The following is a 20,484-nucleotide window of genomic DNA, read 5'->3' as shown; positions in this document are numbered from 1 at the left end:
CGGGGCTCCTCAGACGGGACGGGCGAGCGGCAGCCGGCCGAGCGCGTCGGACAGCGCGGCCGGCGACAGGGCGGGCCCGCGGGCGAGCAGATAGGCGTCGGGGCGGACCAGAAGCCATCCGCCGGGAGACAGACCGAGCCGGTCGGACACCCGCCCGTCGCCGTCGGGGATCACCTCGGGGTCCGTGGCCGACTTCGCCTCGGTGACGCTCAGCACCGACAGCCAGGACCCGTACTCGGCGCGCGCCCGGCGGACCGTCTCCGCGACGGCGGGGTCACCGGGCGCGGCGGCCGCCAGCAGCAGCCAGCCGGGCCGGCGCAGCGCCGCGAGCAGCGCGGGCCAGCCGGTGCCCGTGAGATCGGAGTCGGTCACCTCGGTGAGCCGGGCGCCCGGACGGGGGCCACTGCCGCCGTCGCCGTCCGGGGCGGTGAGGGTGCGATCCGCGTACGAGAGCAGCAGGCCGGACATCCCGCCGAGCATCTCCCGCTGCATCCGCTTGCGGATCGGGGCGACCCGGCTCACCACACCGAAGATCACGGGCAGCGCGAGGTCCGTGAACCGGCTGCGCAGCTCGATCATCTGGGTGGCCTTCTTGGTGGACTCCAGGAGCGCCTCACCCACCGGCACGCGCTCGCTCGTATAGCTGTCGAGCAGCTCCGCGCGGGCATGTCCCTCGATGACCATGGCCAGCTTCCAGGCGAGGTTGACGGCTTCCTGGATGCCCGTGTTCATGCCCTGGCCGGAGGCCGGGCTGTGCACATGGGCGGCGTCGCCCGCGACCAGACAGCGGCCGACCCGCATGTTCGGGACCATGCGCTGCTGGGCCGTGAAGACCGACACCCAGCTGGGCGTGCCGATGCGTACCTGGTGGCCGAGGCCCTGGCTGAGCTTGCGCTCGAAGCGCGCCGCGAGATGGTCGGGGTCGCCGTCGTAGTCGGTCTCGGCGGTGTCCAGCAGCCGCCATCGGTCGTCGGCGAGGGGCACCGCCATCAGCGTGCCGCCGTCGGTGCGCACCCAGTAGATGCTGTTGGGCGGCAGTTCGCTCGTCATGGGCGCGTCGGCCAGCAGCCAGGTCTGGTTGGCCTCGCCGATCAGCGGGAGTTCGAGGGAGCGGCGTACGGTGCTGTGGCCGCCGTCGCAGCCGACCAGCCACGGGACGCGGACCGTCTCGTCGCGGCCGTCGGTATGGCTCAGCCCGACGGTCACCCCGTCGTCGCCGGGCGCGATCCGCTCCAGGCTCGTGCCCCACTCCGGGACCACGCCGAGGTCCGCGAGAGCGTCGCGGAACACCTCCTCGGTCGCCGTCTGTTCGATGGCCAGCGTGAACGGGAAGCGGGTCGGCATGGTCGAGTAGTCCGCGTCGAGGCGGGCGAGCCGACGGCCGTCCTGGAAGAGGGTGAAGGCCCGGATCTCCCGGCCCCGCTTGAGCATCTCCTCGACCAGACCCATCTGGTCGTACGCCTCCAGCGTGCGCGGATGCGTGGCGACGGCGCGACTGGTGGTCGCGGGCGCGTCCTTGGCGTCGATGAGACGCAACGGGATTCCACGGCGGGCGAGTTCGTAGGCCAGGGCGAGCCCTACCGGGCCGGCCCCCGCCACGAGTACCTGGGGGGTGCGGGTTCCTTTCGTCACTGCCATCCGATCCTCTGCTGCCGACGGTCATCCGTGCCCCAGGCTCGGGCACCGTGCTGGAGCCCCCCTCGACTCACGGTCGATGGCGTCGCGGGGCTGATCGACGGGCCCTCCACCCCGGCTCTAGGAGCCCCGGGAAGGGTGAGGACATGCGCACCGCCAGGTATGACCTCGACTTCGCCCGCGCGGTCGGGCGCCGCATCGGATGGGGCCTGTGCACACGGCTGGCGGGCCTGTGTCTGGTCGCCGGTCCGATGGCACCGGACCCCGCCCTGTTGGACGACGAGCCGCGAACGCCGCCGCACGGGGACAACGGGCATACGCCGCACAGGGACTTGGAGGTTCGATGAACACCGACGTCGTCGTGGTGGGAGGCGGTCCGGTCGGCCTGTTGCTCGCCGCCGAACTGCGCCTCGGAGGTGCCCGCGTGGTCCTCCTGGAGCGGCTGACCGAGCCGAGCGGCCACTCCAGGGCCTTCCGTATGCAGGCCAGGATGCTGGACGTACTGGACCAGCGGGGCCTGCTCGGCCGGTTCACGGAGGGCAACCGCACCTGGCCCAAGGCCCACTTCGCCGGCCTGGAACCGCTGCTCGACTTCGGACACCTGCACAACGAGCATCCGTACGCCCTGCTGATCCCGCAGGCGCGGACCGAGGAACTGCTGGAGGAGTACGCCCTGTCGTGCGGGGTGGAGATCCGCCGCGGACACGCGCTGACCGGGCTCGACGCCACCCCCTCCGACGTCGTGGGCGAGGTCGACTCGCCCGAGGGAACCTACCGGCTGCGCTCGCAGTATCTGGTCGGCTGCGACGGCGGGCGCAGCACCGTCCGCAAGCTCGCCGGCATCGGCTTCAGCGGATCGGCGCCCACGGTGCGCGCGCTCCTCGCCGACGTGGAACTGGCCGACCCCGGACAGCTGCCCAACGGAGTGCCGGGCACCATGCGCACCCCCCGCGGCCTGCTGATGGCGATCTCGCTGCAGCCCGGGGTGACCCGCGTGCTCACCACGGAGTTCACCCCGCCGGAGCCGGGTTCCGAGCACACCCCGGTGACCCTGGACGAGCTGCGCGAGACGGTACGGCGGATCACCGGCATCGACGTCGCCATGGACCGGCCGCGCTGGCTGTCCCGGTTCGCCGACACGACCCGGCTGGCGGACACCTACCGGCAGGGCCGGGTGCTGCTCGCCGGGGACGCGGCGCATGTGCACTTCCCCATCGGGGCGCAAGGACTCAACCTCGGCCTCCAGGACGCCGTCAACCTGGGCTGGAAGCTGGCCGGGACGATCGTCGGCTGGGCTCCCCCCGGGCTGCTCGACAGCTACGGCTCCGAGCGCCGCCCGGTCGCCGAGCGGGTGCTGCGCGAGACCCGGGTGCAGCTCATGCTCATGGCCCCCGACCCCAAGGTCGACCCGCTGCGCGAGATGTTCTCGGAACTCCTCGCGCTGCCCGAGGTCAACAGCAGGCTGGCACACGAGATGACGGGCCTCGACGTCCGCTACACCCCTTCTCCGGGCCGTTACGAGCACGAACTGCTCGGCCGCCCCTGCCCGCCGCTCGCGGAAGCGGTCGGCGACGAGGTCCGGACGGTGCTGCGCACGGGACGCGGAGTGCTGCTCCTGCCGGCCGGCACTGCTCAGGAGGCGGGCGGGCTCGCCACCGACTGGTCGCACCGCGTCGGCACGGTCCCGGCCGAGGGCGGAGCGGGTCTGCTGCTGCGCCCGGATGGCCATGTGGCGTGGGCGGATCCCGGCGAAGGCGTACCGCGCAAGGACGCGCTGCTGGAGCTGGAGGACGCCCTGCGGCACTGGTTCGGCGCCCCGGGCTGCACGGCCCGGCCCCGGACCCACCACGACGCGACGGGCAGGTGACAGGGATGCGTACACGCAGGCTCGCCGTGGCCGGCGGCTTCGAGTTCACGCCCGAGATCCACACGGACGCGCGCGGACTGTTCGTCTCGCCCTTGCAGGAGCAGGCGTTCGTCGCGGCGGTCGGCGAACGGTTCGTCACCGCGCAGACCAACCACAGCCGCTCCGCCCGCGGTGTGCTGCGCGGGCTGCACTTCACGACCACACCGCCCGGACAGGCCAAGTACGTGTACTGCGCGCAGGGGCGCGCCCTCGACGCGGTCGTCGACATCCGGCTCGGCTCGCCGACCTTCGGCAAATGGGACATCGTCGAGATGGACGCCGTCTCCTACCGTGCCGTCTACATCCCCGACGGCGTGGGGCACGCCTTTCTGGCGCTCGACGACGACACGGTGATGTCGTACCTGGTGACCACCGCCTACCGGGCCGAGCTGGAACAGGCCATCGACCCGCTCGACCCGGCACTCGGCCTGCCGTGGCCCTACGACATGAAGTTCCACCTGTCCGAGCGGGACACGGTCGCGATCTCGCTCGCGGAGGCCGAGGCACGGGGGATGCTGCCCCGGTACGAGCACTGCCGGCAGTGGCCCGCGGAACCGGACTCCGCCCGGTGAGTGCGGGAGCCGGACGGGTCGCCGTCATCGGCGCCACCGGGTGCATGGGCCGGCAGATCGCCGCCGCCTTCGCCGCCCGCGGTACGGAAGTGGTCGCGATCGCCCGCCGTCACGCGAGCCAGGTGGCCGCCCACCGTTTCCTGGTCCTGGACGCCGCGCACGCGTCCAGCGAGCAGCTCGCGGAGGTCCTGGCCACGGAGCGGGTGGACGCCGTGGTGAACGCGACGCTCGGCTGGGGCGACGAACTCCACTCCACCAACGTCCAGTTGGTGGAGCGACTGGTGGACGGGCTGAAGAAGACGCCGAGTCCGCCGCGCCTCGTGCAGCTCGGCACGATCCACGAGTACGGCCCCGTCCCGTGGGGCACGTCGATCGGCGAAGAGGTGGAGCCGGACCCGCAGCAGCCCTACCCGCGCTCCAAGCTGGTGGCCGCCGGGCTGGTACTCGACGCGGCGCGCGCCGGGGAACTCGACGGTGTGGTCCTGCGCCTCACCAACACCATCGGCCCGCACCCCGCCGCCGAGAGCTTTTTCGGCTCCCTCGCCGCACGGCTGCGCGACGACCCGGGGACCATCGATCTGACGATCGCCGAGGCGCACCGCGACTACGTCGACTCCCGCGACGCCGCCGACGCGGTGGTGCGTGCCGCCGAAACCCCCTCCGCCCAGGGCGTGTTCAACATCGGCACCGGCCGGGCGCTGGACATCGGGACCCTGGTCACCGCGCTGGTCCACGCGTCCGGACGCCCACCGGGGACGGTGCGGGGGCACCCGGGGGCGGTCCGCAGCCGCGGCGCCGACTGGATCCAGGTCGACAGCACCCGGGCACGGCGGCTGCTCGGCTGGAGCCCGCGCCATTCCCTGGAGGCGTCCATGCGGGCGATGTGGGAGACGGTGCGGGCGAAAGAGCCCGAGCGGCCGTCCTCCTGACCGGTGAGAGCCAGGCGGAAGTCCTCCCGACACGTCATCGGCATTCCCAATTTCTGAAACGCGTTCTACTCTGTGCGCCGTCCGACCGGGAGAACCAGCTCAGCCACTGGGAGCCAGGAGGCGCCGTGCATCTCGAATACACGCCGGAGCAGCAGCGGTTGCGCACCGAACTGCGCGGCTATTTCACCCAGTTGGTGCCGGACAACGCCTACGCCCGCTACGGCGACCCGGCGGCGCAGAAGCGCTTCTACCGCGACACGATCCGGCGGCTGGGCTCCGACGGCTGGCTCGGCGTGGGCTGGCCGAAGGAGTACGGCGGGCGCGGGCTGAGCCCCATGGAGCAGTTCATCTTCTTCGACGAGGCGGCCCAGGCGGGCGTGCCCCTGCCCCTGATGGCGCTGAACACGGTCGGCCCGACGATCATGCGCTTCGGCACGGACGAGCAGAAGGCGTACTTCCTGCCGAAGATCCTCTCCGGCGAGATCGACTTCGCGATCGGCTACAGCGAGCCCGACGCGGGGACGGATCTCGCCGCGCTCAAGACCAAGGCCGTACGGGACGGCGACGAGGTCACCGGCCACTACACGGTCAATGGACAGAAGATCTGGACCACGAACGGCGACACCGCCGACTGGGTGTGGCTCGCCGTCCGTACCGACCCGGACGCCCCGCCGCACAAGGGCATCACCATGCTCCTGGTGCCGACCTCCGACCCCGGCTACTCGTGCACGATCATCAACACCCTCGCCTCGCACGACACCACCGCGAGCTACTACGAGAACATCCGCGTCCCCGCCTCCCGCCGGGTCGGTGAGGAGAACAAGGGCTGGCGGCTGATCACCAACCAGCTCAACCACGAACGCGTCACGCTCGCAGCCCACGGCACCATGGCGATCCGCGCCCTGCACGACGTCCAGCGCTGGGCGATGGAGACCAAGCTCGCCGACGGCCGCCGTGTCGTCGACCTCCCGTGGGTGCGCCGCCGCCTCGCGCAGACCCACACCAAGCTCGACGCGATGAAGCTCCTGAACTGGCAGATGGTGAACGCGGTCCAGGAGGGCACGCTCACCCCGCAGGACGCCTCCGCGGTCAAGGTGTACGGCTCCGAGGCGCGCCGCGACGCCTACGCCTGGCTGATGGAGATCGTCGCGGCCCCCGGCGTCCTCAAGGAGGCCTCCGCGGGCGCGGTCCTGCACGGCGAACTGGAACGCGGCTACCGATCGGCGGTGATCTTCACCTTCGGCGGCGGGAACAACGAGATCCAGCGCGAGATCATCTCGTGGATCGGTCTGGGGATGCCGCGGGTACGGCGTTAGCCTGCGTGCGACCACCGTCTTTAGTTGGCACAAAACAGGGATAGTTGGCACCAAGATCACCGGTTGCGCCCTGTGCGTGGCGGGGCATCACCTCGCCGCGCGAAGGCTGGGGCCACGCTCGAGCGCTCGCGAAAACAAGCGGCCCAGGGCTGCATGCCATACCGGCAGATGCGCGACGAACACGGCGCGCGTGAGCACCGCTTGGTGCAGTTCAGCGCCAAGCGGGTCGGCTGGTCCCGGTCAGGCTGCCGGGGCGGTCAGGACGGCCTTGGCCGCCAGCCGGAGATTCCTGATCATCGGATTCGGGTCGCCCGTGCGGCTGACCAGGACGACCTGGCTGGGGGGAGCGTCCTCGATCGGGACGGCGACGAGGTCGGGACGCAGTGAGCTACGCCGATCGCCGACCGGTAGCACGGCGATCGCCCTGCCACTCGCGACGAGTTCGAGCTTGTCCTCGTAGCTTTCGATCGGCGGCACGCCGGCCCCGAGGATCCGGTAGGAAGTCCAGTCCGCGGTCTCGAACGCGCACGGCGCCGCCTCCTCCCCGGCCAGTTCTTCCGCGGTCACCGACGCGCGGTCGGCCAAGGGATGGCCGCGCGGGACCACGAGCATCCGGGGCTCCTCGTACAGCGGGGTGGTGAACACATCGTCGGCGGCGAGCGGCAGCGGGGCCCGCGCGATCAGGGCGTCGACGCGCTTGTCGGACAGCGCCCCGACGTCGCGGCAGCTCAGGTACCGGGTGGCGATCTCGGCGTCCGGATAACGACGGCGCAGTTCCCGTACGGCGGCAGTGATCACCAGGTCTTCGACGTAGCCGATGGCGATGCGTTCGGTCTCGGCTTGTTCACGCACGGCCAGCTCGGCCTGACGGGCGGCCTGCAGCAGGGCTTGGGCCCGGGGGAGGAAGCTCTGGCCGGCCGGAGTGAGCCGGGTGCCCTGGGGTATGCGGTCCAGCAGCCGTACACCGAGATACTTCTCGAGCCGTTGGATCTGGCGGCTCAGCGCCGGCTGGGCCACGTGCAAGTCGGCGGCGGCCCGGCCGAAGTGCTGGTGCGCCGCCACCACGGTGAAGTAGCGCACCAGCCGCAGTTCCAGGTCCTGTCCGAGATCGTTCACCCTTCCAGCGTACGGGTCATGCCGTTTCGGAATGATCAGGTTGCCGAACCGGTCTTGGACGGTCATGCCGTCCTGGGCCTTGACTGAAGGAGCAACGTTTCCCCAAGAAAGCGACAGGCGCGATGAAGGCGATCCAGTTCCACGAAGCGGGCGGCCCGGATGTTTTGCAGTATGACGAGGTGCCGGTTCCCGAGATCGGCGCGGGCGAGGTGCTCGTCCGGGTGCACGCGGCGGGCATCAACCCGCCGGACTGGTACCTGCGTGAGGGGATGAAGGTCATGCCGGCCGAGATGAGGCCGGCGCTGGAGTTCCCCCTGATCCCCGGAACGGACATGTCGGGCGTGGTCCAGGCGGTCGCTCCGGACGTGCTGGGGTTCGCCGTCGGTGACGAGGTCTTCGGCATGCTGCGGTTCCCCGGATTCGACGGCCGGACGTACGCCGACTACGTGGCCGCGCCGGCTGCGGACCTGGCGCACAAGCCGGCCGGTATCGACCATGTCCAGGCGGCTGGGGCGCCGATGGCCGTGCTGACGGCCTGGCAGTACCTGGTTGATCTCGGCCATGACGTGCCGTCTCCTTTCACCGGCCAGGTGCACCAGCCGGTGCCGATCACGCCAGGGATGACCGTGCTGGTCAACGGGGCCGCCGGTGGAGTGGGCCACTTCGCGGTGCAGCTGGCGAAATGGAAGGGGGCACACGTCATCGCGGTGGCCTCGGGCCGGCACGAGCAGTTCCTGCGCAAGCTCGGCGCCGATGAGTTCATCGACTACACCAGGACGCAGGCCGCGGACGTGGTCAGCGGTGTCGACCTGGTGATCGACACCGTCGGTGGCCCGGACAGCTCACGCTTTCTGACCGTGCTCAAGCGCGGCGGCACCATGCTTCCGGTGTTCTTCGCCGAGTACGACCCGGAAGAGACGGCGAGTCTGGGCATCACAGTCTCGAACATTCAGGTGCGTTCCAACGGTCCCCAGCTCGCCGAGATCGGGCGCCTGTTCGACGAGGGCAAGCTCCAGGTCGGGGTGGACAGCACCTACCCGCTGCCCGAGGCGGGCAGCGCACACACGCGAGCCGCGCAGGGCCACATCCAGGGCAAGATCGTGCTGACGGTGGTCTCGTGATCGCCGAACTCCAGCAGGCGGTGGCGAACTACGCCCACGCCCTGGACGAGTTGAATGTGCCCGAGCTGGAAGCGGTCCTGACCGAAGACACCACCTGGACCTTCACGATGCCCGGACAGGGAGTGCTCGGCCCGGTCGCCGGACGCGCGGCGGTGCTCGACTTCATCCGTGACGGGCACACGGCCCAGACCGGAAGGGTGCGGCACCATCTGGGCAATGTTGTGGTCACGACGACGGACGCCGCCACCGCTGAGGTGCGGGCCTATCTGGTGCAGACGAGGAACACCGGCGAGAGCATCCAGATGATCTCGACCGGGGTCTACACGTTCGGCCTGCGCCGGTCCGACGGTGGGTGGCGTATCGCTGAGCTCACCTTGACGCTGGACAACGCCTTTTAGGGCGGGGCCAGGCAGTGTGTCCGGCGGATCATCGGGTGCCTGCCGGCGGCGCCCGGGTACCGATTGGGCCGACGACGAACAGCACGGCCCTCTGTAGGCAGGCGGTCGGGGACAGCACAAGCCGCTGCTGACGTTCAAGCAGATCGCCGTGGTGGTCGCGTGGACGTATGGGTGAAGCGGCCGGACGGCGCCGACTACGACGCTCCGCGCATGGCCAGCGCGGTTCGCGCCAGCCCGCGCAGCCAGGCGTGGGCGTGGTCGGTGTCGTAGCGCTGATGCCACGACAGGTATATCGGTGCCGACGGCAGTTCGAGCGGGAGGGGGAGCACGACCAGGCCGAGGTCGGCGACCGCTGACCGCGTGGTGGCTTCGGGGACGCTGATCAGGAGATCGGAGCCGCGCGCGAACTCCAGCGCGGCCGCTTCCGTGGGCGCGGTCGCCACCACGCGGCGGGTGAGGCCGAGCCGCGCGAGGGCGTCGTCGAGGGCATTGCTGAGGTTTCCACGTCGCGAGACGGTGACGTGCTCAGCGGCGGCGTACCGCTTTGCGGTGACGGTCCTGACGCGGGTGAGGGGGTGCCCCTGCCTCACGACGATGACGAGGCGGGTCTCGCCCACGTTCTCGGCACGGATGTCCGGTGCGCTCGGGCGGTTGGCGTTCGCCTCCAGGTCGACCTCGCCGCGCCGCAACTCGGGGGTGTCGATGCTCGATTCCGCGACGAAGCGCAATCGCACGCCCGGCGCCTGTCCGCGCACGGCCGCGAGCAGTGCGGGGCCGCTCAAGGCGACCAGGGAATCGTGCCAGCGGAGTGTGAAAGTGCGCTCCAACGTTGCCAGATCGAGTTCACGGCTCGGTGCCAGCACCCCCTGGACCTGGTGCAGCAGCTCGTGCACCTGTTCCCGTACGGCGATCGCATACGGCGTCGGGGTCATCGTGCGGCCGGTGCGCACCAGGATCTGATCCCCGGTCGTGCGCCGGATTCGGCCCAGACTCCGGCTCATCGCGGGGGCGGTGACATGCAGGCGCGCCGCCGCCCCGGCCACACTTCCCTCCTCCAGCAGCGCGTCGAGCGCGGCGAGCAGGTTCAAATCCAATTGCATGCGAGTAATCCTAGGCGTGCCTGACATGCATTTGAAGTTAATTACGGGGCTGCATACCGTTGAGGCGAAAGCGCAAGAAGTAACGCGCAGTTCGGCCCTCGACCGGCCTCAGCACCCCTCCTCAGACGGGAATACCACCATGTCCGAAACGCTTCAGACCACTGACGTCGCCGCCTCCGACGCCGACCTGCTCGCCCAGACCGCGAACGCCGTGCGTGAGGCCGGTTCGGCGCTGCGCGAGCGTTTCGGCGAGGTGGTCCGTTACCAGACCCGTGAAGAGCTGATGCGCGCGCTCGCCGTCAACGACGAGATGGCCCTCGACATCCTGCGCCCCCGCCTCACGAGCCTGCGCCCGGACGCCGGCTGGGTGGAGGACGAGCTGGACGGCGGGGCGCTGCCGCCCGGCGAATGGTGGGTCGTGGATCCGGCCGAAGGCAACGTCAACCACCTGCACGCCCTGCCGGAGTGGGCGGTGACCGCCACCCTCGTGCGTGAGAACCAGCCCGTGCTCACCGCGGTCCACCTGCCGTTGACCGGCGAGACCTACACCGCGCTCACCGGCGCGGGCGCCCACCTCGACGGCCGGCTGCTGCATGTCTCCCCCACTGCGGACCTCGGCCTGAGCATCGTGGCGACCAGCCAGGCCCGGCCGGACGAGGACGAGAAGGTCGTGCGGCGCGTCGGCTCCTCGATCACCGCGATGCTCTTCGACGCGCTCGTCGTCCGCACCGCCGTGCCCGCGACCCTGCACCTGCTGAACGTGGCCGCCGGCCGGACCGACGCCTTCTGGCAGTTCGCCGGCGCCCGCGCGGACCTGCTGCCCGGGGCACTGCTCGTCACCGAGGCGGGCGGACAGATCTCCGACGCCGAGGGCCGCCCCTGGACCCCGCAGAGCGAGAGCTTCCTGGCCGCCGCGCCCGGCGTCCACGCCGAAGCCGTCGCCACCCTCTCCCGCTGACCGCGCACCACAACCGCACCCACGCAAGGACCACATCACCATGACCACGATCGCAGTTCTCGGAAACGGCCGCGTCGGCGGCAACCTGGCCACAGCTCTCACCCGGGCAGGGCATGAGGTGACCGTGGCGGACCGCGCGCCGGGCGCCGCCGCCGACGCTGCCCGGACAGCCCAGATCGTCATCAACGCCACCCCGGGTGCCGGCTCGCTGGACCGGCTCGTCGCCCTGCGCGAGGAACTGCGCGACAAGATCCTCGTCGACGTCTCCAACGCCACCACCGACGGACCGGACGGACTGCCCGCCGACCTGATCTACCCCGGCTCAAGCCTCGCCGAGCAACTCCAGGAAGCGCTCCCCGAAACGCGCGTCGTCAAGACACTCAACACCATGCTCTTCCCGGTGATGACCGCGCCAGCCACGCTCACCCAGGCGCCCGACGCCTTCCTCTCCGGCGAGGACCCGCAGGCCAAGCAGACCGTCCGTGAACTGCTCATCAACCTCGGCTGGCGCAAGGAGTGGATCACTGATCTCGGCGGGATCCAGACCGCCCGCGCCACGGAGGCCGCGATACTGTTCGTGCCGCACGTGATTCGGTCCAGCGGATTCGCGCCCTTCGCGATCTCGATCGCCCGCTGATCCGCACACAGTGCACCGCCCCCGGCGGGCCCACATCCAGAACGGATACGACAGCGCAGCCAGGGCCAGTGATTCAGCGCCGGACGGCGACCCGTGGCCACCCTTCCCGGGGCCGTCGGCCGCGCACCGAGGAATCGGCCCATCTCACGGCGGACGCGCTTGCGGAGCTGGTCGCGAATCTGCCCGCCGATACCCGCGGCGGCCGCCGGCACCGGCCTCACACTCGCCGATCCAAGTGCGGGTGCGTGTGCATGGCGCTGGCGCCGGACGGCATCACGCTGCCGCTGAAGTAGCGACCTGGCATCGATGGTCAGGCTGCCTGGCCGTAGCCGTCCGCACCGGGGCCGTCGCCGCGCAGTGGGCTGAAGTCGACGTCCAGGTGCGGGTCGTACGCCTCGGGTTCAAGGCCGAGTTCGTGGGTGGAGTACTCGCCGAAGCGGCGGATGTGCTCGGCCAGGTACGGCGAGATGTGGGCCAGGTCCTCGGGGTCGACGACGTGGCCCTCCTCCTGGAGCTGGCGCGCGGGCGCTGTCACGTTGGCTGAGGGGGTGGGATGATCTTCTGGTTGAAGGCGCTGGGAGGGGTTGTCCGTGCGGAGGGCGTCGCCGTCGTACAAGGGGCACCGGTACCCGGTCGAGGTGATCTCCCACTGCGTTTGGCTGTACCACCGTTTCCCGCTCAGCTTCCGCGAGGTCGGGGAGCTCATGCTCGAGCGCGGCGTGATCGTCTCCCACGAGACCATCCGCCGCTGGTGTGTGAAGTCCGGGCAGAAGTACGCCAACACACTGCGCCACCGTCGGCCCCGGCCCGGTGGCAAATGGCACTTGGACGAGGTCTTCATCAAGATCAACGGAGAGCAGACGTACCTCTGGCGGGCCGTCGATCAGGACGGCAACGTCCTGGACATCCTCGTCCAGAACCGGCGGGACACCGCCGCGGCCAGGCGCTTCCTTCGTCGTCTGATGAAGACGACCCGTACGGTGCCGCGGGTGCTCGTTACCGACAAGCTCCGCTCCTACGGCGCAGCCCACCGCGAGGTCATGCCCTCCGTCGAGCACCGGCAGTCGAAGTACCTGAACAACCGCGCGGAAAACAGCCACCAGCCCACCAGACAGCGCGAACGCGCGATGAGGGGCTTCCGCTCCGCCGGCGCAGCCCAGCGGTTCCTGTCTGCGTTCAGCGGGATCTCGCCCCACTTTCGTCCCCGCCGCCACCTCATGACCGCACACAACTACCGAGCCGAGATGACCGTCCGCTTCGCCATCTGGAAGCAGATCACCGGCGTCTCCGGTCTGTCCACCACGGCCTGAGCCCAGGTCCGGACGGGCTCCACCACGTCCAACGCACCGTCAGAAGCCCGCGCATCCACCAACGTGACAGCACCCTTCGGCTCGTTAACTCCCTCTCCCCTCCGGCGATCTCGCTCACTCGGTCGACTCCTGGCCGATGAGCAGGTCGAGCAGGCTGGCGGGGGCGTTGTCGCCGAAGATGAGCTGGTGATTCTTGTCGGATTCGGCGGCGAACTGGGCACTGCGGGGGAAAAGGGCCTCCTCGTACTCCGCAAGGGCGGCTTCGATGTCGTCGGGATGTGCGGCGATGGCTTTGCCGAGTTCGGCGCCGTCGAACATGGCGAGGTTGGCGCCCTCCCCGGCGAACGGTGACATGAGGTGGGCGGCGTCGCCCAGCAGCGTCACTCCGGGGACGCGGTCCCAGCGGTGGCCGATCGGCAGGGCGTTGATCGGGCGCGGGGCGAGGGCGGTTTCCCCGTCAGTGATGAGTGCGGTGAGTTCAGGCGCCCATCCGGTGAATTCTGCCGCGACCTGGGCCGCCGCCGTTTCGGGGCTGGCGAGGGTGGCGGTGATCCAGTCCTGCGGCTTGTTGAGCGCGACGTAGGTGTGAAGAACGGCGTCGGCTTCTCGGTGGCCAAGGATCCCCTTGCCGGCTGTGACGGCGAACAGGGAACCGTCGCCGGCGGCCTTGGCCGCTGCGGGGTGGCGCTGGTCGGCGTCGTACAGGTAGGTCTCGATGAACGACGTGCCGACGTACTCGGGCTTCGCGTCGGAGAGCAGCGGCCGGATCCTCGACCAGGCGCCGTCCGCGCCGACGAGGAGGCCGGTCGTCACGGTTGGCCCGTCGGCGAAGGCCAGCTCGTGCCTGCCGTCTCCGAGGGGGCGGACACTGGTGACCTTGTGTCCCCACTGGATCATCTCGTCGGGCAGCGAGTTGATCAGAATCCGACGCAGGTCTCCGCGGAGCACCTCAGGGCGACCGCCCGTGCCGTCGTCGGGCTGGTCGAGCAGTACCGCGCCGTGCTGGTCGAGCACGCGCAGGGCCTCGCCGCCTTCGTGGATGATCGCGCGGAACTCGTCGGTGAGGCCGGCCGCTTCGAGGGCGAGCTGCCCGTTGTACTCGTGGATGTCGAGCTGACCGCCCTGCGTGCGGGCGTCCGCCGATATCTCGGCTTCGTAGATGGTCGCGGGGATGCCGTGCAGGTGCAGGACCCGTGCGAGGGTCATGCCGCCGAGCCCGGCGCCGACGATCGTGACGGGAGTGGTCATGGTGGTTTCCCTTTCGCTTGGACACCGCTCTACTGCGATACAGTGTTCGCAGTACCGGCGCCACGATAGCACTACTGCGAACAGTGAGCGCAGTAGTGAGGAGGAAAACCGATGGACGACACTCACACGGTGATCTGGAACAGGCCGGAGCGGGCCGCGAAAGGCCCCGCGCCGTCACGCACGCGGGCGGAGATCACCAGCGCTGCTATCGCGATCGCCGACGCCGAGGGCATCGAGACACTGTCCATGCGGCGCGTCGCCAAGGAGCTGGGAACGGGCACAGCCTCGCTCTACCGCTACCTGGCGTCCAAAGACGACCTGCTCGACCTCATGCTCGACGCCGTAGCGGCCGAAGACGGCGGCTCGCCTGCCCCCACCGGCGACTGGCGCAGCGACCTGCGAGGCCTGGCACATCGTTCCCGGGCCACCTTCCACCGGCATCCCTGGATGACCTCCCTCGCAGCAGGGCGCCCATCACTTGGACCGAACTCCCTCGATGTCATCGAACACGCACTCGCCGCCCTCGATCCCCTCGGCTTCGATATCGACGTCATGATCACCGTCGTCGACACGCTGCAGGCCTTCGTCCGCGGCTACGCCGCCGGCGAGCTCGCCCAACAGGAAGCTGTCCGACGCTCCGGAGTCGGCATCCAGCAATGGATGGACGCCTATGCGCCCTACCTCGACAAAGTCGTCAAGAGCGGGCGCCATCCACTCCTCGCCCGGGTCATTCGTGATGCCGAGCTTCCCCACGCGGCCGACAGCGCCGAGCGCGGGTTCGAACTGGGACTCGAACGACTCCTCGACGGCTGGGAGGCCAACCTCCCGGTCCGGCCCTGACGATCCGGCAGCGTCACCTGCCGGTTCATCGGGGAACTCAACACCCCGACGCCGGCCTCCGCGCGCCGAACCCCCGACGCAACGCGATTCCCCCAAACGACCCGTCATTGGATGGGAACGGACCGGTAGGTGCTGTTGAACGAGGCATCAGCCTGTGAAGGTAGCCGGCCTCGTTGACCCGACTCCAGATGATGGCCTCGCCGACGCACCAATGTGCCGAGAAAGCTCGGTGGCCGGCGCAGCGGGATGCCGCCGCTGGTTGGCAAAGATGCAGGTCAGCCGCGATAAGAAGTGACAAGCAATGGCTGAGGTCACACCCGCGGTGACCACCGCATGGCTCATTCCCGTCTGCACGCGCTGATGCCGGATGCCGCCGCGGCCGCTGAGGTCCGGTCCGTGGCCGCACGGGTCAGTTCATGCTGAACGGCGGGTGAATACGTTTCCTGCCACACCCGCTCCGTGCAGCGGAATGAACCAGGAGGCAGGCCCGTGAAGGAAAGCCAGTTTGATACGTGTGTGATCGGGGCGGGACCTGCCGGGCTGGCGGTCGCCAGGGCTTTGGCGGAGCGGAATCTGCCGTACACGCATCTTGAGCGGCACACCGGACCCGGCGGTATCTGGGACATCGACAATCCCGGCAGCCCGATGTACGAGTCGGCCCATTTCATCTCCAGCAGGACCCTGTCGGGTTTCGGCGGTTTCCCGATGCCCGACCACTTCGCGGACTACCCGCCGCACCGCCAGGTCCTGTCGTACCTGCGGTCCTTCGCCGACGCGTACGGACTGACGGACCGGATCGAGTTCGGCGTCGAGGTCGCAAGCGTCGAGAAGAACGCGGACGGCACCTGGACGGTCACCCGGGCCGACGGGCGGGAAAGCGTGCACGGGCAGGTCGTGGTGTGTACGGGCTCGCAATGGCACCCCAACATCCCCGAATTGCCGGGGGAGTTCAGCGGGGAGGTCCGGCACACCGCCGGCTATCGCAGCGCGGAGGAGCTACGGGGCAAGCGGGTCCTGGTGGTGGGCGCGGGGAACTCCGGCTGTGACATCGCGTGCGATGCGGCCCGGGCCGCCGACCACGCGGTGATCAGCATGCGGCGAGGGTACTGGTTCATCCCCAAGCACCTGTTCGGCCGGCCGGTGGACACCATCGCCGACAGCGGGCCGCATCTGCCGATGTGGCTGGCGCAGCGGGTCTTCGGTGCCCTCCTGCGGATCATCAACGGTGATCCGACGCGACTGGGGCTGCAGAAGCCGGACCACAAGCTGTTCGAGACCCACCCGGCCATCAACTCGATGCTGATCCACCACCTCCAGCACGGCGACATCGCCGCCAGACCCGGGATCGCCCGCACCCAGGGCAGGACCGTGCGTTTCACCGACGGCACGAGCGACGACTTCGATCTCATCCTGCTGGCCACGGGCTACGTCCACAAAGTGCCGGTCGCGCAGAAGTACTTCGGTGACGAGCAGCACCCGGACCTCTACCTGTCGTCCTTCTCGCGCGAGCACCAGGGCCTGTTCGGCATCGGCTTCATCGAGACCAACTCCGGTGCGTACCAGCTCTTCGACACCCAGGCGCAGCTGATCGCCGGGTATGTGCACGACGCGCGGCACCGGCTGCCGAACGCGGAGCGATTCGCCCGCATGATCCGCGCCGACCACCCGGATCTGTCCGGCGGGCTGAAGTTCGTCGCCTCGCCCCGCCACACCGGCTATGTCGACAGCGGGGCCTTTGTGAAGTACCTGGGCAAGGTCGCGGGCGAGATGGGCTGGCGTACCGAGGGCCAGCCGCCGCCGGTACGGTCCCTGCGGCGCGCGGAGGCCACGGCGTGAGCGGGTTCGACTTCACCGACAAGGTCATGCTGGTGACCGGCGGTGCGGGCGGCATCGGCAGTGCGCTGTGCCACCGCTTCGCCTCCGGCGGAGCCCGCTGCGTCGTCGTCGACCTCGACGAGATCCGGGCCAAGAAGGTCGCCGACGACCTGCCCGGCGCTGGGCACACGGGCATCGGCTGCGATCTGATGGACCGCGCTCAGATCGGGCGGCTGTTCGAGCTGGTCGCCGATGCCCACGGCCGCCTCGACGTGCTCGTCAACAACGTCGGTATGACCAGCGCGGAACGCTTCGACGTCCGCAGCGTCGAGAGCATCGAGCGGGAGATCACTCTCAACCTGACCTCCCCGCTGGTCGCGACCAGGATCGCGATTCCCCTGCTGAAGGCCTCCCGGGATGCTCGGGTGGTCACCACCGTCTCCCTCGGCGGGATCTTCCCGCTGGGCGAGACCCCGATCTACACGGCCTCGAAGTTCGGGCTGCGCGGCGCGATGCTGGCGATCGGACTCGACCTGCGGAGCAAGGGCATCCTGGCCGGCTCGGTGCTGCCCTCGGCGACGGACACGCGGATGCTCCGCCAGGAAGCCGTGGACGGCGGCAACTCCATGCAGTTCCAGGACCGGCCCCAGCAGCCCGCCGACGTCGTCGCGGCCGTGGTGAGCCTGCTGGACAAGCCCCGCCTGGAGGCCTATCCCCGGACCGGTGAGTCCCGTCTGGTGCGGTTCGCGATGCTCGCACCGAACCTGTTGCCCAGGATCTTCCCGCTGTTCCGCAAGCGCGGTGATCGCGGCATGGCCCGCTATCTGGAGGAACTCCGCGGACGTGGGCTGGCCCGCCAGACCGACGGGCGCTGGGAATTGGTGGAGGAAGCATGACCACGTACGAGAAGCTGCATGTCGTCAACCCCGCCACCGGAGAGCCGATCGTCACCCTGCCCGCCGCGAGCGCCGACGACGTCGCCAAGGCCGCCGAACAGGCCCGGCAGGTCTTCGACGCCGGGGCGTGGTCGCGGCGGCCGGTCCGGGAGCGTGGCGCGGTGCTGATGCGGCTGGCCGACCTGATGGAACGCGACGCCGAGATCCTCGCCCGCCTGGACAGCGAGGACGCGGGCAAGCCGATCACCGAGTGCCGTACGGGCGACGTACCGGGCGCGATCGAGTCGATCCGCTGGTTCGCCGAGGCGGCCGACAAGGTCTTCGGCCGGGTCGCGCCGAGCGGGCCCGACGAGCTCGGTCTCATGACCCGCGAACCGGTCGGGGTCGGCGCGGCGATCCTGCCGTGGAACTACCCGCTCGCCATGGCCGCCTGGAAGGTCGGACCCGCCCTGGCCGCGGGCAACTGTCTGCTGGTCAAGCCCGCCGAGGCGACCCCGCGCTCGACCCTGCACCTGGCCGCACTCGCCACCGAGGCCGGCCTGCCCGACGGGGTGCTCACGGTGCTGCCCGGGTACGGCCGGGAAGCCGGGGCGGCCCTCGCCCGTGACCCCCTCGTGGGGGCCCTCTCCTTCACCGGATCCACCGCGACCGGTCGCCGCATCCTCAAGGACGCCGCCGAGAGCAACTTCAAGCGCGTATCACTGGAGATGGGTGGCAAGAGCCCTCAGGTGCTCATGCCCGACGCGCTCGACTACGGGGACGAGCTGATCGGCAACATGATCGAGGCCGCGTTCCTGACGATGGGGCAGAACTGCACGGCCGGCTCCCGTGTCCTGGTTCACCGCAGCATCGCCGAGGAGGTTGTGGAGCGGTTCACGGCCGCGGCGAGGGAACTCGTCATCGGTGATCCGGCCGACCCGCGCACGCAGATGGGGCCGCTCATCAACCGCGCCGCCTTCGACCGGGTCGCGGCAGCCGTGGAGGCAGCCCGGGCCGGCAAAGCCCAGATCCACACCGGGGGACTGCCCCACGAGCTGCCCCCGCGCGGCGCCTACTACCCGCCCACCGTGATCACCCGCGCCCCCGACGGCAGCGACGTCCTCACCAGGGAGCTGTTCGGCCCCGTCGTCACCGTCCAGACCTTCACCACGGAGGACGAGGCGGTACGTATGGCCAACGCCACCGAGTACGGGCTCGCCGCCTCGGTGTGGACCCGCGACCTCGACACCGCGCTGCGGCTGGCCCGCGGCATCGAGGCCGGTGTGATCTCCGTGAACGCCTACAGCGAGGGCGACATCACCACCCCCTTCGGCGGCTGGAAGCAGTCCGGATTCGGCGGCGTGGAGAAGTCCACCAGCGCCTTCGAGCAGTGGACCCGGGAGAAGACGGTCTGGATCCGCACCCGTTGACCTCGGCCTCAGAGGCGATCCGTACGCATCTGCTCGCGCAGGTGGACCGGGGAGGTGCCGTGCCAGCGGCGTACCGCGCGGCGCAGGGCGCGTTCGTCGGAGAATCCCGCCCGGCGTGCGATGTCGCGCAGCGTCAGTTCCGGGCGGAGCAGCAGCTGTTCGACACGTTCCCGGCGTACCCCCTCGACGAGTGCCTCGTACGTCGTGCCGCAGTCGGCCAGTCGGCGACGGAGCGTCCGCTCGCTCGTCGTGTGCCGCCGTGCCTGCTCGGCGAACGAGGGGATCACCGGGAGGCTCTGGGCGACGGAGATCTCCAGAACCTCCAGCAGGTCCTGCTGGTCGCGGCGTGAGGCCATCTGCGCGTCGAGCATCTCCAGAGTCGACGCGTAGGTCACCGGATCCCGGCCGGGCATCCGGGTATGGGCCCACGCGGGGGCGATGACCAGGCGGTTGGCCGGGGCGCCGAAGCGGACCGGGCAGCCGAACAGAGCTGTGAACAGGTCGTTCCGGCGTGGTGGCGGACAGGCGAACTCCACCACTCTCGGCGCGAAGGCCGGGCCGACGGCCAGCCGGGAGAGGGTGACCACGGAGGCGAGCCCCTCCTCGATCAGGAAGACGGCGACGGCCGGGTCCATGGCCGGATCGGGGAGGTCGGCACGCAGCACGAAGGCCTCGTCCTCCTCGCCGATGCCGGCCGACCACACCACCATCGCCCCGGACAGGTTCTGGTACTTCACTCCCGTCTCGATGGCGTGCCGCAGTGTGTCGTCGGCCATCAGGGCGAAGCCGAGCAGGCCCCATGCGGTGAGGTGTTGTGCCGCTCCCACCTTCATCCCCAGGTGCTCGTCCCCGGTGAGCTCCAGCGCACGACGGATTGCCGCGCTGCCCTGCCGGTACGACACCCTCAGTGCGGCGGAGCGCATGACCGTCTCGTCCAGCCCGACCTGCTCCAGCAGAGGTCGCAGATCGATGCCGCGCTCGTCGGCGACCGTGACGAGATAGCGCAGGATGTTCGGTTGGATCGTCGCCGATGTGCTGCGGCTGGTCCCTGGCGGATTCGCGGGGCCGGGGGCAAGGGACATCGCACTCACCTTCTCCTGGGCGACCACTGTAGGCACCCGGGCAGCACTGGTCGCGTTCGCTGGCCCCCGAAGTCCCCTGCACGGCCCCTGGCGTCCTGCGCTCGCATTCCGCGCCTGGCTACGGTTTCCGCAACCTGGCCGCATTGGCTGGCTGGTCATCCCCACGCACACAGGAAATGAAGGCGCGACAGCATCA

Annotated in this window: 20 protein-coding genes; 14 read left to right on the top strand and 6 right to left on the bottom strand. The window is 70.0% G+C overall.

Annotated features, from left to right (window positions below):
• Nucleotides 1–9: 9 nt before the first annotated feature.
• Nucleotides 10–1,632 (bottom strand): FAD-dependent oxidoreductase, encoded by a 1,623-nt coding sequence (locus AB5J50_RS05480; protein WP_369255410.1) that lies wholly within the window; start codon nucleotides 1,630–1,632, stop codon nucleotides 10–12.
• Nucleotides 1,633–1,781: 149 nt separating this feature from the next.
• On the opposite strand from AB5J50_RS05480, the gene AB5J50_RS05475 reads away from it, so the two are divergent.
• The 5 genes from AB5J50_RS05475 (at nucleotide 1,782) to AB5J50_RS05455 (ending at nucleotide 6,358) form a co-directional block, all read left to right on the top strand.
• Nucleotides 1,782–1,982 (top strand): hypothetical protein, encoded by a 201-nt coding sequence (locus tag AB5J50_RS05475; protein ID WP_330302490.1) that lies wholly within the window; start codon nucleotides 1,782–1,784, stop codon nucleotides 1,980–1,982.
• Nucleotides 1,979–3,502 carry an FAD-dependent monooxygenase gene (locus AB5J50_RS05470; RefSeq protein WP_369255407.1) on the top strand — a complete coding sequence of 508 codons (1,524 nt, stop codon included), beginning with the start codon at nucleotides 1,979–1,981 and terminating at the stop codon, nucleotides 3,500–3,502. The genes AB5J50_RS05475 and AB5J50_RS05470 overlap by 4 nt, the downstream gene beginning before the upstream one ends.
• 5 nt (nucleotides 3,503–3,507) lie before the next feature.
• Nucleotides 3,508–4,113: a dTDP-4-dehydrorhamnose 3,5-epimerase family protein gene (locus AB5J50_RS05465; RefSeq protein ID WP_369255405.1), complete on the top strand. Its 606-nt coding sequence runs from the start codon at nucleotides 3,508–3,510 to the stop codon at nucleotides 4,111–4,113.
• Entirely contained in the window at nucleotides 4,110–5,042 is a 933-nt protein-coding gene (locus AB5J50_RS05460; protein WP_369255403.1) for an NAD-dependent epimerase/dehydratase family protein, read from the top strand. The genes AB5J50_RS05465 and AB5J50_RS05460 overlap by 4 nt, the downstream gene beginning before the upstream one ends.
• A gap of 125 nt (nucleotides 5,043–5,167) precedes the next feature.
• On the top strand, nucleotides 5,168–6,358 hold the full coding sequence (locus AB5J50_RS05455; protein ID WP_369255401.1) for an acyl-CoA dehydrogenase family protein: 1,191 nt from the start codon (nucleotides 5,168–5,170) through the stop codon (nucleotides 6,356–6,358).
• A gap of 240 nt (nucleotides 6,359–6,598) precedes the next feature.
• Here the strand turns inward: AB5J50_RS05455 and AB5J50_RS05450 are convergent, their stop codons facing one another.
• Nucleotides 6,599–7,474, bottom strand: coding sequence for a LysR family transcriptional regulator (locus AB5J50_RS05450; RefSeq protein ID WP_369255399.1), 876 nt, complete (start codon nucleotides 7,472–7,474; stop codon nucleotides 6,599–6,601).
• Nucleotides 7,475–7,596: 122 nt separating this feature from the next.
• On the opposite strand from AB5J50_RS05450, the gene AB5J50_RS05445 reads away from it, so the two are divergent.
• Both AB5J50_RS05445 and AB5J50_RS05440 read left to right on the top strand, forming a co-directional pair.
• Entirely contained in the window at nucleotides 7,597–8,595 is a 999-nt protein-coding gene (locus AB5J50_RS05445; protein ID WP_369255397.1) for an NADP-dependent oxidoreductase, read from the top strand.
• Nucleotides 8,592–8,993 carry a nuclear transport factor 2 family protein gene (locus AB5J50_RS05440; protein WP_369255395.1) on the top strand — a complete coding sequence of 134 codons (402 nt, stop codon included), beginning with the start codon at nucleotides 8,592–8,594 and terminating at the stop codon, nucleotides 8,991–8,993. The genes AB5J50_RS05445 and AB5J50_RS05440 overlap by 4 nt, the downstream gene beginning before the upstream one ends.
• 194 nt (nucleotides 8,994–9,187) lie before the next feature.
• On the opposite strand, the gene AB5J50_RS05435 is transcribed toward AB5J50_RS05440, so the two are convergent.
• On the bottom strand, nucleotides 9,188–10,093 hold the full coding sequence (locus AB5J50_RS05435; RefSeq protein ID WP_369255393.1) for a LysR family transcriptional regulator: 906 nt from the start codon (nucleotides 10,091–10,093) through the stop codon (nucleotides 9,188–9,190).
• A 139-nt stretch (nucleotides 10,094–10,232) separates the two neighbouring features.
• On the opposite strand from AB5J50_RS05435, the gene AB5J50_RS05430 reads away from it, so the two are divergent.
• Nucleotides 10,233–11,051: a 3'(2'),5'-bisphosphate nucleotidase CysQ gene (locus tag AB5J50_RS05430; protein WP_369255391.1), complete on the top strand. Its 819-nt coding sequence runs from the start codon at nucleotides 10,233–10,235 to the stop codon at nucleotides 11,049–11,051.
• Between the two features lie 40 nt (nucleotides 11,052–11,091).
• On the top strand, nucleotides 11,092–11,688 hold the full coding sequence (locus AB5J50_RS05425; RefSeq protein ID WP_369255389.1) for an NADPH-dependent F420 reductase: 597 nt from the start codon (nucleotides 11,092–11,094) through the stop codon (nucleotides 11,686–11,688).
• Nucleotides 11,689–11,998: 310 nt separating this feature from the next.
• Here the strand turns inward: AB5J50_RS05425 and AB5J50_RS05420 are convergent, their stop codons facing one another.
• Nucleotides 11,999–12,223 (bottom strand): Tn3 family transposase, encoded by a 225-nt coding sequence (locus tag AB5J50_RS05420; protein WP_369255387.1) that lies wholly within the window; start codon nucleotides 12,221–12,223, stop codon nucleotides 11,999–12,001.
• 55 nt (nucleotides 12,224–12,278) lie between these two features.
• Here AB5J50_RS05420 and AB5J50_RS05415 point away from each other — a divergent pair, with 55 nt between their 5' ends.
• Nucleotides 12,279–12,998: an IS6 family transposase gene (locus AB5J50_RS05415; RefSeq protein WP_369255385.1), complete on the top strand. Its 720-nt coding sequence runs from the start codon at nucleotides 12,279–12,281 to the stop codon at nucleotides 12,996–12,998.
• A gap of 114 nt (nucleotides 12,999–13,112) precedes the next feature.
• Here AB5J50_RS05415 and AB5J50_RS05410 read toward each other — a convergent pair whose 3' ends face one another.
• Nucleotides 13,113–14,246 (bottom strand): FAD-dependent oxidoreductase, encoded by a 1,134-nt coding sequence (locus AB5J50_RS05410; RefSeq protein ID WP_369255383.1) that lies wholly within the window; start codon nucleotides 14,244–14,246, stop codon nucleotides 13,113–13,115.
• Between the two features lie 111 nt (nucleotides 14,247–14,357).
• On the opposite strand from AB5J50_RS05410, the gene AB5J50_RS05405 reads away from it, so the two are divergent.
• From AB5J50_RS05405 to AB5J50_RS05390, 4 genes are all read left to right on the top strand, one after another.
• Entirely contained in the window at nucleotides 14,358–15,086 is a 729-nt protein-coding gene (locus AB5J50_RS05405) for a TetR/AcrR family transcriptional regulator (RefSeq protein ID WP_369255381.1), read from the top strand.
• Between the two features lie 489 nt (nucleotides 15,087–15,575).
• Nucleotides 15,576–16,922 (top strand): flavin-containing monooxygenase, encoded by a 1,347-nt coding sequence (locus AB5J50_RS05400; protein ID WP_369255379.1) that lies wholly within the window; start codon nucleotides 15,576–15,578, stop codon nucleotides 16,920–16,922.
• Complete coding sequence (locus AB5J50_RS05395; RefSeq protein WP_369255377.1) at nucleotides 16,919–17,797, top strand: SDR family NAD(P)-dependent oxidoreductase; 879 nt, start codon at nucleotides 16,919–16,921, stop codon at nucleotides 17,795–17,797. The genes AB5J50_RS05400 and AB5J50_RS05395 overlap by 4 nt, the downstream gene beginning before the upstream one ends.
• Entirely contained in the window at nucleotides 17,794–19,206 is a 1,413-nt protein-coding gene (locus AB5J50_RS05390; RefSeq protein ID WP_369255375.1) for an aldehyde dehydrogenase family protein, read from the top strand. Before AB5J50_RS05395 ends, AB5J50_RS05390 begins: the two co-directional genes overlap by 4 nt.
• 8 nt (nucleotides 19,207–19,214) lie before the next feature.
• Here AB5J50_RS05390 and AB5J50_RS05385 read toward each other — a convergent pair whose 3' ends face one another.
• A complete protein-coding gene (locus tag AB5J50_RS05385) occupies nucleotides 19,215–20,288 on the bottom strand; it encodes an AraC family transcriptional regulator (RefSeq protein WP_369255373.1) in 1,074 nt (357 codons plus the stop codon).
• Nucleotides 20,289–20,484: the final 196 nt, after the last annotated feature.

Origin of the sequence: Streptomyces sp. R35, assembly GCF_041053035.1 — a bacterium.
Lineage (GTDB): Bacteria > Actinomycetota > Actinomycetes > Streptomycetales > Streptomycetaceae > Streptomyces > Streptomyces lutosisoli.
This window is presented reverse-complemented; position numbering and strand designations above follow the sequence as displayed.

Bases quoted from the DNA above. Each gene is read 5' to 3' on its own strand.
- AB5J50_RS05435 (WP_369255393.1), bottom strand. From the start codon at position 10,093: ATGCAATTGGATTTGAACCTGCTCGCCGCGCTCGACGCGCTGCTGGAG.
- AB5J50_RS05445 (WP_369255397.1), top strand. From the start codon at position 7,597: ATGAAGGCGATCCAGTTCCACGAAGCGGGCGGCCCGGATGTTTTGCAG.
- AB5J50_RS05465 (WP_369255405.1), top strand. From the start codon at position 3,508: ATGCGTACACGCAGGCTCGCCGTGGCCGGCGGCTTCGAGTTCACGCCC.
- AB5J50_RS05385 (WP_369255373.1), bottom strand. From the start codon at position 20,288: ATGTCCCTTGCCCCCGGCCCCGCGAATCCGCCAGGGACCAGCCGCAGC.
- AB5J50_RS05390 (WP_369255375.1), top strand. From the start codon at position 17,794: ATGACCACGTACGAGAAGCTGCATGTCGTCAACCCCGCCACCGGAGAG.
- AB5J50_RS05475 (WP_330302490.1), top strand. From the start codon at position 1,782: ATGCGCACCGCCAGGTATGACCTCGACTTCGCCCGCGCGGTCGGGCGC.
- AB5J50_RS05410 (WP_369255383.1), bottom strand. From the start codon at position 14,246: ATGACCACTCCCGTCACGATCGTCGGCGCCGGGCTCGGCGGCATGACC.
- AB5J50_RS05425 (WP_369255389.1), top strand. From the start codon at position 11,092: ATGACCACGATCGCAGTTCTCGGAAACGGCCGCGTCGGCGGCAACCTG.
- AB5J50_RS05430 (WP_369255391.1), top strand. From the start codon at position 10,233: ATGTCCGAAACGCTTCAGACCACTGACGTCGCCGCCTCCGACGCCGAC.
- AB5J50_RS05470 (WP_369255407.1), top strand. From the start codon at position 1,979: ATGAACACCGACGTCGTCGTGGTGGGAGGCGGTCCGGTCGGCCTGTTG.
- AB5J50_RS05405 (WP_369255381.1), top strand. From the start codon at position 14,358: ATGGACGACACTCACACGGTGATCTGGAACAGGCCGGAGCGGGCCGCG.